General features: G+C 36.8%; 7 protein-coding genes. 5 read left to right on the top strand and 2 right to left on the bottom strand.

The genetic code is table 11. The annotated features are described in order from the left end of the window. Positions 1-29: 29 nt before the first annotated feature. The 5 genes from HNS38_RS13750 to HNS38_RS13730 all read left to right on the top strand — a co-directional run bounded on the left by HNS38_RS13750 (position 30) and on the right by HNS38_RS13730 (position 10,814). Entirely contained in the window at positions 30-362 is a 333-nt protein-coding gene (locus HNS38_RS13750; RefSeq protein WP_172277766.1) for a PadR family transcriptional regulator, read from the top strand. Between the two features lie 11 nt (positions 363-373). Then, positions 374-2,050: a PspC domain-containing protein gene (locus HNS38_RS13745; protein WP_172277764.1), complete on the top strand. Its 1,677-nt coding sequence runs from the start codon at positions 374-376 to the stop codon at positions 2,048-2,050. 200 nt (positions 2,051-2,250) lie between these two features. Then, complete coding sequence (ruvA, locus tag HNS38_RS13740) at positions 2,251-2,835, top strand: Holliday junction branch migration protein RuvA (protein WP_172277762.1); 585 nt, start codon at positions 2,251-2,253, stop codon at positions 2,833-2,835. Positions 2,836-2,898: 63 nt separating this feature from the next. Beyond that, positions 2,899-10,149 carry a cell surface protein SprA gene (gene sprA, locus HNS38_RS13735; protein WP_172346615.1) on the top strand — a complete coding sequence of 2,417 codons (7,251 nt, stop codon included), beginning with the start codon at positions 2,899-2,901 and terminating at the stop codon, positions 10,147-10,149. 23 nt (positions 10,150-10,172) lie between these two features. After that, the gene (locus HNS38_RS13730; RefSeq protein WP_172277758.1) at positions 10,173-10,814 is read left to right on the top strand and encodes a hypothetical protein; all 642 of its coding nucleotides are present in this window, start codon (positions 10,173-10,175) and stop codon (positions 10,812-10,814) included. 78 nt (positions 10,815-10,892) lie between these two features. Here HNS38_RS13730 and HNS38_RS13725 read toward each other — a convergent pair whose 3' ends face one another. After that, on the bottom strand, positions 10,893-13,724 hold the full coding sequence (locus HNS38_RS13725) for a T9SS-dependent choice-of-anchor J family protein (RefSeq protein WP_172346614.1): 2,832 nt from the start codon (positions 13,722-13,724) through the stop codon (positions 10,893-10,895). Between the two features lie 3 nt (positions 13,725-13,727). After that, positions 13,728-13,889 carry a hypothetical protein gene (locus HNS38_RS13720; RefSeq protein WP_172346613.1) on the bottom strand — a complete coding sequence of 54 codons (162 nt, stop codon included), beginning with the start codon at positions 13,887-13,889 and terminating at the stop codon, positions 13,728-13,730. Positions 13,890-14,160 lie beyond the last annotated feature (271 nt).

The raw sequence follows: 14,160 nt of genomic DNA, 5'->3' as shown, positions 1-14,160 counted from the left end.
ATAATTTTACCCATGAAAACAAAAGTATAATGAACATTGAGAAAACAAAAGCACAGATGCGAAAAGGTGTTTTAGAGCTATGCACACTTGCTATTATAGCCGAAAAAGACGCCTATGCATCTGACATTATTGACAAACTAAAAAGCTCTGACCTGATTGTGGTAGAGGGAACGCTCTACCCATTACTTACTCGCTTAAAAAACGACGGACTCCTCCAATATAGATGGGAAGAGTCTACCTCGGGCCCACCACGAAAATATTATCAGCTAACTGAATTGGGCGAATCCTCGCTCATCATGCTGAAAAGCAGTTGGGATGAACTCACCACTGCAGTCGACAAAATCATATCTGTAAAACATTAAACGATATCAAGATGGAAAAGACATTAACAATAAATATAAGCGGGTGGGTTTTTAATATTAATGAAAACGCTTACGAAAAATTAACCCAGTATTTTAAGAAACTAAATGCTCACTTTAAAAAAGAGGATGGTGGCGATGAAATTGTGGCCGACATAGAAGCCAGAATCGCGGAGCTATTTAAGGAAAGAACCCCAGAGCAGATTTCAGTGATCACCATGGAAGACGTGGATGATATCATGAAAATCATGGGACAGCCCTACGAAATGGAAGAAGATAGTTCTGATGAGCCTTTTGAGCCAAACAGTCATTTCAACAAATTCAAGAAACATTTATTTCGCGATCCCATTAATGCACATGTAGCTGGAGTTGCATCGGGTTTAGGAAAATATTTCAATCTAGATCCTGTTATTATCAGAATTATCTTTGTGATTTTAGTAACCACTGGTGGTATAGGCATTTTAATTTATTTAGGCCTTTGGCTACTTATGCCTGAAGCTGCGAGTACAAGTGACCGCATCCGCATGGAAGGCAAAAAAGTGAATGTGAAAAACATTGAAAGCAAAGTAAAAGAAGAAACAGAATATTTAAAAGATCGTCTTTCTGATTTTTCAGAAGAAGCCATGGGAGTCTATCATAAAACAGGCCCGGCTCGCAAAATTGGACTTCAAAAAATAGAAACCTTTGTTAAAGCCTTCGGACGAATCATTCTCAGAATATTAAAATTCATTTTGGGACTAATTCTATTCATTTATGGTGCTGGATTATTAGTTGGTTTTGGAATTCTATATCTTAATCTAGTTCCTGAACTAGAATTCGAGGGTTTCTTTATCCAAGGAATGTCTTTCCCTGCTTTTATGAGCAAATTCATTATTGCTAATGAATATGCTTCCATCACTCTAACAGCACTAACAGTTTTAGTCCTCATTCCAATTATTATGATGGTATTTCATGGAATTAGATTCCTATTTAACTTAAAAAGAAACAAAATGGTTGGAACCATAGCATGGCAGGCCTGGGTTGTGGCACTCATTGTTTCTTTAGGGATGAGTTATACTACCATTAGAGCTTATCATAAAGATGCTATAAAAATCACAAAATACGATTTTGAAGAAGTACAATCCGACACACTAAATATCAGATTAAATACCAATTCTTACTATCAAAATATACTATCTAGTGATAACAAAACTGTGGTTTCACAAGATAATAACCATCCCATCCTTCATGATGATGAAATTTATGGAGAACCCAGATTAGAAATTATTGAAAATGATAAAAATAGTTTCGCCCTGAAGCTATACAAAAGCTCAAATGGGAAAAATGAAGAACAGGCTAATATCAATATAGAAAATACTTACTATCATTTTACTATTGATTCAACAGGTTTATTACTGGACCCGTATTTCAAATTAGGCGAAAGTTCTAAATGGAGAAGCCAAGAAATCACATTAAAACTATATGTGCCTGAAGGGAAATCTATTATGATAGATAATAATATCAGAAGGCATTTTAAAATGGATTACCAATGGCAAAGAAACCTCTATAATCATAGAACTAAAGATTCCTATTGGATATTAAATTCTGGGAATTTTGAGGAGGCTAAAGTAGAAGAAGAATCCATTGAAAAGGAAGTCGAGCCAGCACTACCGGTGGCCAATAAAAAAGAAGCACAAGAAGAAATAGAGTAAGAAGCTAGGAGAAAATAAAACAATATAAAGATCATCAATTTACTATAAAAAGCCGACTTTCATACCGAGTCGGTTTTTTCATTTTCAGCCGCAAACAACAACTCTATTTAGAACCATAAGATATTTTCATCAAAATCTGATACTTCCATACTCAATTCAGGAATATTTGTACTTTTGGCGATTGAATCAGCTTTAAAAAGATGTACGAATATATACAAGGTAAATTAGTTGAGAAGAATCCCGCCTATGCCGTCATAGATTGCTCAGGTGTAGGATATTACGTAAACATTTCTTTAAACACATTTTCCCGTATAGGAAAAGAGGAAAGCGTAAAGCTTTTTATTCACTTTATAGTTAGAGAGGATGCCCAAACCTTATTTGGCTTTTTTGATACTTACGAAAGAGAAGTTTTTAGGAAATTAATTAGCGTTTCTGGTGTTGGTCCGAGCACAGGAAGAATGATTTTGTCTTCGATGACTTCTGATGAAGTTTATGAAGCTATAGATACCGGAAACGTGGCCGCATTAAAAGCCGTAAAGGGAATTGGAGCGAAAGGTGCACAAAGAATCATTGTCGATTTAAAAGACAAACTAGATAAATTGGTAACCGATGGCGATAATTTACCATTCCAACACAATACCTTTAAAGAAGAAGCGTTATCTGCATTGATAGCCCTAGGTTTCTCTAAGCAAATGGCTGAAAAAGGTTTAAAGAAAGTCTTTACTTCAAATCCTGAGATTGATAAGGTGGAAGATTTGATTAAGGCGAGCCTTAAGGTTTTATAGAAAATAAAGTGTTAATGATGAACTAAAGGTAGCAATACCATTTAGCAAAAGATATAATATTTAATGAGGTTTTTTACAAGGGTACTGCTTTTACTATTGTTTACTCTGATGTTGCTCATCCCCAATTTTTTAATCCAAAAAATATGGGCTGCACCCATCGGGTCTACCTTATTTTTAAATCCACCAGATAGTACCACTACCGATACTACAAAAAAGGTTGATTTAAAATTTCCTTTTCAAGGAGATGATAACTTGTTTTACACCGGAGGAACCCAACGCTCTAATCTTTTCCTTCAAGACCCCAAAAACATACAACAAAATGTAGTTTTCGATCCTAAAACCAACCAATATGTGGTAACCAATAAAATGGGTGAACTGGATTATCGCCCACCCCAAAGGATGGACATGCAGGAGTACAGACAGTTTGAAGAAGAACAGTCTCTAGAAAATTACTGGGCAGAACGTTCTAATGCCAATAATGCAGGAGCCAATGGAGGTATCATTCCATCTATTCATATTGGGGGTAAAGTTTTTGACAGAATATTTGGTGGAAACACCATCGACATTCGTCCTCAGGGTTCGGCAGAATTAATGTTTGGCGTGGTTAATAACAAACGAGAAGACCCTGCTCTAAACGTTCGACAGCAAAGTGTAACCAACTTTGACTTTCAACAGAAAATCCAGTTGAATGTATTGGCAAAAATTGGAGATAAAATTGAGTTTAAAGTCAACTATAATACCGAAGCCACTTTCGATTTCGAAAACAAGCTGAAATTAAAATACGAAGGCGACGAAGATGAAATCATCAAATTAATTGAAGCAGGGGATGTAACTCTTCCTTTAACCTCTACATTAATTCAAGGTAGCCAAAGTCTCTTTGGTATTAAAACCAAATTACAATTTGGGAAATTAACCGTAACTTCTGTCTTTTCGCAACAAAAGAGTGAGTCTTCATCTCTAACAGTACAAGGAGGAGCACAAACCAATGAGTTCGAGCTTAGAGTTGACCAGTATGAAGAGAACAAACACTTCTTATTGGCTGAATATTTCAAGGAAAACTATGAGCCTTCTTTAAAAGAATTGCCTATTGTTAATTCTAATATCAATATTACCAAAACTGAAGTTTGGGTGACAAACATTGGTTCGCCAACTACTGACAATAGAAACATTGTAGCCTTTCAAGATTTAGGGGAATATAACCCTTATTTCCAAGATTTGTATCCTGTAGCTGGCAACTCTTATCCTGATGACAACTCCAATACCTTAAGAACTTTTGTTGACACCAATGTGGTCAGAAATATCAGCAGTGTCACTAACCACTTACAAGGAAAAGGAATGACATCGGGTATTGATTATGAGAAAGTAGAATTGGCTCGTAAATTAAAAACCTCAGAATACTCGGTAAATACCAAATTAGGTTTTATCTCCTTAAATACCAGACTAAACCCCGACCAAGTTTTAGCTATCGCCTACCAATATACGATTATTGGGGACCCAGAACAAAAGGTATATCAAGTGGGAGAATTCTCCGATGAGGGAATTATTGCTCCAAATACGCTTATTGTAAAACTTTTAAAGAGCACCTCTGTTAATACCTCCATCCCACTTTGGGATTTAATGATGAAGAACATTTATAATATTGGAGCTTACCAAGTTAATAGTGAAGACTTCATTATGAACATCCTCTACACAGGTGGCGAGGATGGTGTTTCAAAAGGATATTTACCACAAGGAGGAGAAGATATTAAAGGAGTGCCTTTGATTGAGGTGATGAATTTTGATAATTTGGACCAACAAAGCAACCCTTATCCTGATGGAGTTTTTGACTTCATCAATAATGCTGCTACTAATGGAGGAACAATTCAGGCTTCTAATGGGCGGATATTCTTTACCATGCTCGAACCATTCGGAGACTATTTAAGAACCAAATTGAATGATGATGCCTTGGCAGATCTATATTGCTACGATAGTTTATATAGTTTAACCAAAAGTGAAGCCCAACAATATCCTGCAAAAAATAAATATCTATTAGAAGGATATTATAAATCTTCCTCTGGGTCAGAAATTTCATTAAATGCACTTAATGTTCCTGCAGGTTCAGTACGCGTGACAGCAGGTGGAATTCCTTTAACAGAAAATGTAGATTATACCGTAGATTATACTTTGGGTAGAGTAAGAATTATTAATGAAGGTATTCTGAATTCAGGAACACCTATTAATATCTCTATGGAAAGCAATTCTGCTTTTGCCATTCAACAAAAGAGAATGATGGGAGCCCATTTCGATTATGAAATGAACCCCAATTTACATTTAGGTGGTACTATTTTAAACCTAAGTGAAAAGCCAATCACTCAAAAAACCAATATTGGTGACGACCCTATTAATAATACCATTTGGGGACTAGATATGAGTTACCAAAAAGAATCGCGGTGGATTACAAAAATGGTGGATAAATTACCATTAATTGAAACCGATGCCCGTTCATTAGTAACCTTAAACGGAGAATTTGCTCACTTTTTACCTGGTCATAGCCGTGCCATAGGAAACAGTGGTACATCATATATTGATGATTTTGAAGGAACAAAATCTACTATAGATTTAAAAATGGTTTCCCGATGGGTATTAGCCAGTACTCCTCAAGGCCAAATAGATCAGTTCCCTGAAGCAGCACTTAATACTGGACTGAATTACGGTAAAAACAGAGCAAAACTAGCTTGGTATATCATCGACCCATTATTCTACGATCAAGGAAATCTGCGTCCACCAAACATCACTGCCGATGAGCTATCAAAAGACGAAGTTAGACAAGTATTAGAAAAAGAGGTTTTCCCCAATAAGGAAACCCCCAATGGATATCCAACCAACATTCCGGTATTTAACTTGGCCTATTATCCTACTGCAAAAGGACCATATAACTACGATGTAGAACCCGTTGCTGGAGGTACTGCTGGTATAGATGAGTTTGGAAACCTATTAGATCCTGAAAGCAGATGGGGAGGTATCATGCGCGAAATTGAAACCTCAGATTTTGAGTCTACCAATGTTGAATATCTCGAATTTTGGATTATGGATCCATTTGCTAACAATCCAAATAGTACTGGTGGAGAATTATACATTAACCTTGGAGATGTTTCGGAAGATGTTTTAAGAGACAGCAGAAAAGGATTTGAAAATGGTTTACCTGTTGATGAAATAAAAGTAGACGTGGACACTACCATTTGGGGCTTGGTTCCATCTTTACAATCTTTAGTTGATGCCTTTGATAACAGACCTGAAGCCAGACCTTTTCAAGATGTCGGATTCGACGGTTTAAGAGATGACGATGAGCGAGGATTCTTCGAAACACAATATTTAGATATAATTGCTAATAAATATGGTGCTGCATCTGCGGCCTATGCCAATGCTAATGCCGACCCATCTGGTGATAACTTCCACTATTTTAGAGGCTCGGATTATGATAACGATGTGACATATGAGAGCATCCTCGAAAGATACAAAAAGTATAATGGACCTGATGGCAACTCCCCTGCTTCAGAATTCTCCAACGAAAATTATTCTACTACTGGAACTACACGACCTGACGTAGAAGACATCAATAGAGACAATACCTTAAGTGAATCTGAAAGATATTTCCAATACGAAATCAGTTTAAATCCTGATGACATGGAAGTGGGACGAGGATACATCACCGATATGCGTGTTGCAGATAATGTGAAATACGAAAATGGTGATGAGATCACCACCAAATGGTATCAGTTTAAAATTCCGATTAAAAGACCCAATAAGGTGGTTGGCCAAATCAGTGATTTCAATTCCATCCGTTTTATGAGGATGTTCATGAAAGGATTTAAAGAGCAAACTATATTACGTTTTGCTACTTTAGAATTGGTAAGAAGCGATTGGAGAAAATATGAGTATAGTCTGCTCTCCCCTGGCGAATATATCCCGAATGACCAGCAGAGCGGTACTGTTTTTGAAACAGCTGCTATCAATATTGAAGAGAACGGACAAAGAACACCTATCCCTTATGTATTACCTCCGGGTATTGATAGAGAAGTAAATATTGGAACTACAAATTTACAGAGACAGAATGAGCAATCCATGCAAATTCTCACTTGCGGATTGGTAGATGGAGATGCACGAGCCGTTTTCAAAACCACGGACTTCGACTTCAGAAGATATAAACGCTTAAAGATGTTTGTACATGCTGAACGATCCAATATAGATGATAATTTAGAGGATGGTGAATTAACCTTATTCCTTAGAATGGGTTCTGACTTCACTGATAACTACTATGAATATGAAGTTCCATTAAACTTAACAGATTGGGGAACTTCTGATCCAAATGCCATTTGGCCTGATGCTAATAGCCTTGATATTGAGCTGGAAAAACTAGTCGATACCAAATTAAACAGAAATATAGCAGAAAGAGCCGATGCGGAGAATATCAGCCTGATATTACCCTATTCAGAAATGGATGGAAACAATATTATTACCGTCTTAGGTGCACCAAGCCTTAGCGATGTTAGAGCCATTATGATTGGTATTAGAAACCCTAAAAAACAAGGGGTAAATGATACTGAAGATGATGGACTACCAAAGTGTGCTGAAGTTTGGGTAAATGAATTACGAGTAACTGATTTCGATAATAAATCGGCTTGGGCGGCCACTGCAAGAGCTAAGGTTGACTTAGCTGACTTTGGTAATGTGATAGTTTCAGGAACCCACAGTACTGCTGGATTTGGTGGATTAGAAAGTAAAATTAATGATCGCCAACAAGAAGACATTACCAATTTTGATATCGCCACTAACCTATCTCTTGGTAAACTTTTCCCAGAAGAATGGGGAGTAAAAGTACCTATGCACTTTGATTATTCTGAATCTCGTTTAACTCCAGAATACAATCCCCTAGATCCTGATATCAAGTTTGATAAAGATCTAGATTCATATGCCAGCAAAACACAAAAAGATTCTGTAAAAGCACTGTCTCAAGACGTGACTATTCGTAAGAATATCAACTTCATCAATGTAAGAAAAGACAGAACAGGTCAGAGAATGACCAAACAGAAACCATGGGACATTGAGAACTTTGATGTTAGTTATAGTTACTCTGAGATATTCCATAGAAGTATTGATGTGGAATACCATCTTCAGAAAACATACAGAGGAGGTTTAGGATATAATCTAGCTCTTAATCCAAAACCTGTAGAGCCTTTTAAAAAGATGAAAATCTTTAGAGGAAAATCTCTAAAAATTATTCGTGATTTCAATTTCTACTACATACCCAAGCTCTTCTCTTTCCGTATGGATGTGAACAGAGAATATGCTGACAAGCGAATGAGGAATAAGAGTAAAGGCGATGTACCCATGCGCTGGACATGGACCAAACGCTTTGATTGGAATAGAAATTACAATCTAAAATTTGACTTGACCAGAGGTTTAAAATTGGAATACTCTGCCCAAGCCAAAGCTAGTATAGATGAGCCCGCTGGTAGAATTGACCGTGGAGACGCCAATTATATGGACTTCTATCGAGATAGTGTCTGGTCGAGTATCGTAAGTGGAGGAAGAATGAATCAATTTGACCAATCTATATCCTTGAATTACTCTATTCCAATCAATAAGATTCCTATTTTCGATTGGATAACGGCAAATGCCCGATATCAAGGGGATTATCATTGGACTGCAAGTCCACAAAGTCTTCAAGTGAGGCTAGGAAATACTATTGAGAATTCTAACACCCTCTCCTTAAATGGTAATATCAGAATGGAGAAGCTTTATAACAAAGTCCCATACCTGAAAAAGTTAAACCAAAAAAGTAGAGGAAGGAATAAGAAACAAAGCTCAGCCAGACGGGGTGCTACAGGAAGAGGAGGCAATGAGCAAGCTCAGGATACCACCAAGAAGAAATCTGAAGTATTTAAAGTCATTGCTGACAACTCATTAAAATTCCTTATGATGTGGAAAGATGCTTCTGTAACTTGGTCGCAAAGTAAAGGTAATCTTATGCCAGGCTTCTATCCAGAGCCAGGAGCCATAGGTAATAATTGGTCACAAATGGCACCAGGCATAGGATATGTATTCGGTTGGGAGAACGACATTACCAAGTATTCCGATCACATCTATTGGCTATCTCAAGACAGCAGTTTAAACACCCTGAACTTCGATAAATACAGTACGAATTTAAATGCTCGAGCTACCTTTGAACCTATTAGAGATTTGAGGATAGAATTAACGGCTACCAGAACTTATAGCTATACCAGACAGAGTTATTATAAATACGATAGTGACTTTGAGATATTCCAAGAATATACTCCAATGGAAAGAGGAAGCTTTAGTATGTCTTTCTTAACCATTGGTACTTCTTTTGATAAAGTAGCCGATGATAATAGCACTAAATCTTATTCTAAAATGAAGGAATATCGCCTTCAAATGGCCAAAAGATTAGCTGGCGAAAACCCATATTATAATGGAGGAACCATCGATTCTACGGGATTCCCTTCAGGATATAGTGCTTCTTCACAGGATGTGCTTCATGGTGCTTTTGTAGCTGCATATACCAACCGCTCTCCCGATGCTATTCCTATGAATTATTTCCCTAAAATCCCATTCCCTAACTGGAGAGTGACCTATAAGGGATTAAGTAAGATTCCAGCATTGAGAAAACTATTCAAAAACGTAACCGTTACTCATAGTTATAGATCAGCTTATAGTATTGGTTCATATGTTAGTAATGTAAATTACGACGACGTGAACGATATTGGTCATCCAAGCGCCTTAAATACCAATGGTGATTTCATAAATCAGTACGACATGACCTTATTGAGTATCTCTGAGCAGTTTAGTCCATTGATTAAGCTGGATATGACCTGGAATAATAGCTTATTAACCAATTTAGAATTTAAGAAATCGAGGAATCTATCATTGAGTTTTGTAGGTAATCAGTTGACAGAGGTTACGAGCAATGAATACATTATTGGACTAGGATATAGAATTAAGAATGTGAAATTTGCCATTAAAACCCTTGGAAGTAAAGGAAGTAAAAAGCAGCTTAATTCTGACTTGAACTTAAAAATTGACTTCTCTGTTCGTGATAATATGACCATCCTCAGGAGGCTAGATCAAGATATTGACCAGATTAGTTCCGGACAAAGAATCACTTCTCTGAACTTCTCGGCCGACTATATGGTAAGTCAGAAGTTTACGGTAAGATTATACTTCGATAGGATTATGAATAAGCCTCATGTAGCCAATCAGTATCCTAATTCCACTACTAGTGGTGGGCTGAGCTTGCGCTTTACTTTGACGCAATAAAATATTCTCCGATACTATTAAATATGGACTCCTCCGAAAAGGCTAAATTGGGAACCTGCTATTTTCATCCGCCTTCAAAAGCATTAAACGAGGTTATTTATCATGGCTATTATACCGATGCTCCTCATGTTAAATCCTATAGAGGAATTATTGGTCTATCAGTAGCTAATTTCGACCTGATAGAAGAAGAAATATTTATTCCTAGAGGACTTTTGTCTACTATCATCCATATTTCTACCTCAGTGCTTAAAGTTGCTGTATTCCTTCTGATTCTGATGAAAGTAGATTTACATTTGTTCTGGGCTTCAGTAATAGCTTTTAGCATTAGCATGATTTCCTCACAAATTATTCACCTGATATTTAGAGTGAAGCCAAGAAACTTATACTTATTCAACCTTTCCTCTCTGGCCGACTTCGCCATTTTCCTGATCCCACCCACACTTGTCCAGCTTTTATTACCCGAATACTTAGTTTGGTCTATTGCCTTCTCATTCTTTATTCTTTTTTTTGTAAATAATTTTACTTGGAAGCTTAAAAAGTATAGCTACTACACTTACCCTGAAAACCTATTTAACCTGTACAAAGAAGGCTTTAAACATGGCTACCATCCTCAGTTTGATAATTACCTAGGCTATTTAATTAAGCCTTTACGTTGGTTTTATTAATCCGTCATACTCACGCTATAAAAATAAAAACCCCATAGCTGAAGCTATGAGGCTCTTATCATCAACTATAAAAAATTCCTAATTATTGATCATGATCTTTTTTGTGAACTTCTCTCCCTCTAGTATAAATTCTATGGTATACATTCCAAAATCTAAACCTGAAACATTTATTCTATCGAAATCACCATTTATTCTTTGACTTAATACTTGTTGTCCTTGTAGGTTATAAATGTTGATATCCGCATCACCACAATTGCTGATACTGATAAAATCAGAAGCAGGATTGGGATATATAGCGACCCATTTGCTCACTTCATTTATAGAAACAGCCATCAGATCTATTTTATTACCATTATAAATTTCTCTGCTCTCCAGATTTTGCACAAATACCACCAGTTCACTATTATCCATCACCCAGCTAGGATCCAATTCAATATTGATTTGTTGTTCTTCCATTTGATCTGACAAGTCCAGTTGCACCCCCATGGCACCATTATAAATGCTTCTTTCCACGAAATCTAACTCATCAAAACCTTGCCAACTCTCTGGAATATGTGACTCAGCTAAGACAGCTATTAATGCTATCTGATCACCTTCCAATGGAGAGCCTGATTCCATAGAGATATTAGCAATTAAAGCATCCCCTGAAAATATAATATCTTCAATCTCTACTGATACCGCAGCGGGTATAGACAATCTATCCTGAACTATGGGTAGATAGTTATCATACATACTCTCAGTGGCACTTCCTCCTACTGATTGTACTACACCATCAAATACAACTGTAGGATACCCACCAACCTCATAATAATCTAGCCTTTCACTTCCTTGTGGTGTTTCGTAATCATCACCACTATGGTATGCAACTACTGCTACTGGCCATGCATTCTCCACCAATTCATCTAAACCCATGGCTGCACCAGGACAATATCCACACCAAGTTCCTGTGGCTTCCTCACAAACCACAAGAGTTCTTTCGGCATTAAGATATACTACATTGAAAGATTCGCTTATGATATTATTATCAGGATCGTCATCCCCTACTGCTGTCACCACAAATTCTGCTAAATAACTTCCTTCCTCCGCCGTCCAATTCTCAAAATCTAATTGTTGATCAGAACCTCCAGCAATATTAGAATTAATTTCAGAAACATAGGCAGTCTCATCTCCTTGATAAAAGGTAAGAACAGCCGTAAAATCGGTATCTTGATATCCCCAGTTCTCGATAAATGCAGATGGAGAAACTACATCTGCAGGTTGAATAATAGCAGGAATTACTAAATCTGTTGCTACTACATCAACATTACTAGAAGAGTAAAGTCTGACTTCATCGAAGGTTAAGAACTCCAAATTGGCTGAATTACCTTCAAAAACATAAGAGAATTGAAAAGTGGAAGATCCCACATGTTCATTATCAATAACAATAAGCTTAGTTTCACCTGGTACTGAGCCAGTAACTTCTGTGGACCATGCATCTATCCATTCGGTTCCATTAACTGAGGTTTGAACTTTAAACGTATAAGACCCCGCGGCCCAATTATGATAATGCTTAAATTTTAATGTCAAAGAAACTTCTCCTTCACTATTTAACACAGGTGAAACGGCTCTAGCAATACCATTAAATGGATCTGTGGCACTTGGATGGAATATTGATTCCCAATAATCCCCACCAGCATAATCTGTAGGCCAATGATACCATAAATCTGTACCTTCACCTTCCAATACCCAATCTAAAGCAGGATTCGAAACCCAAAAATCCTCTGCCAATAAATAACCATCGAAATAATAGGCTCCAGCATTAGATTCTGTTTGCAAACCCTCTCCAGCAGAATTAATCCCTTCCACAAAATAACTATAAGTACCGGGCATATCTACTTCTTCAGTAAATGATAACTCACTTCCTGTAACTGTATGTTCCCAACCATCAACACGGGTAATTTTATAAGAACCAATAACATTATCAAAATAGCCCCCATGAGCTCCTATTGTAGGAGGGGTCCAGCTCAAATTAGTAATCGTATTGTCTGTCACTGTCAACACTACATTTTCAGGACTTCCAGGAGTATCTATGCCTATCCAGACTGGAGGATCATTAAAAATAGACACACTGGCTCCTTCACTATTATAAGCTGTCAAAGTGTAAACATACAAACCAGGTTCTGGGATATCAATTTGAACCGATTCCTCAGCACCAATCACAGGATTGAGGATTGAATAAGCCCAAACATCATTCATAAAAATAGATATTGAATCTAATTCTGTTAGTGGATCTCCATCGGCTTGTTCACTCGGGTTGGTCCAAGATACCATAGCAAAATCAGCTCCTTCAGCACCTGCGGTAATATCCAAGTTTGTTATATAAGATGGCCAATCAGACTGAACATCATCAGCTATAATAAGCAGATCATCAATTCCTATCATGGTATATGCAGGACAAGAAGCTGGAGCATTAAAAGCGATATGCATCATACCTTCTACCCCACCTAAAGCAGTTAATGTGCCTTCTGTGGTCCATTCCCCTGAATTAATATCAACAATATTTAAAAGTGTAAACGTGGAGGGATCATTTGGATCCGTCATGGTTCCAACCTCTATTTTCATTCCTTCAACACTGGATATCTTCTTATGATTAAAAGTTAAGCTGCTAGCTGTGGTTAAATCTATTTCAGGAGTAATGAGCATCATATAGTCAGCCGGGTCTTGCTTAAAATAAGTAATCGCATCCGCTTCAGGATAAATATAATTCCAAGAAACTTCATTGTATATAAACCAACCTTCAGCTTCGATATCTGTCCATCCATTAAAGTCTTCCTCAAATACAGTCTCTTGTACATTCTTATTTGAGTTTTGAGCAAATGCGCCCAAATGAATAATAAAACCGATTAAAATTAAAAGTGTAAATTTTCTCATCGTCTATTGTTTTTTTGTTTCTGATAAACCGAATTCGGGTTTCTCCATTAATTTCTTTAATACATCGTTTTGGATCTTCTTCTTCTTTAGAAATTGTCTGATCTCATCTAAGTTATCATCCAACTTTTCATCTTTCTTTTTCTCCTCAGGTTTCTTATTTGACATTGTTTTTATTTTAGAACACAAACTTAGGTTCTCAAATGCACAAGGTCAAAAACATTGCCCCTACAAAAATGCATAATAATGTATTATTTACCCCTACATTAACTGTACACGATTTCTATAACACTGACTATATGGACCTTACAAGTTTACCGGAAAATTTTAATTAATAAGCTATTAGATATGGATTTAGCAAAGCTATCCCAACTTTTCTTGAATTAATAACCTGAGTTCGGTTTTTAACTATCTGAAATTCAGTTGTTAATCGTAATAT

The organism is Lentimicrobium sp. L6 (assembly GCF_013166655.1).
In the GTDB taxonomy this organism is placed as follows: Bacteria; Bacteroidota; Bacteroidia; order Bacteroidales; family UBA12170; genus UBA12170.
Note: the sequence above shows the minus strand (reverse complement) of the source record. Positions and strands in the feature narration are given on the sequence as shown.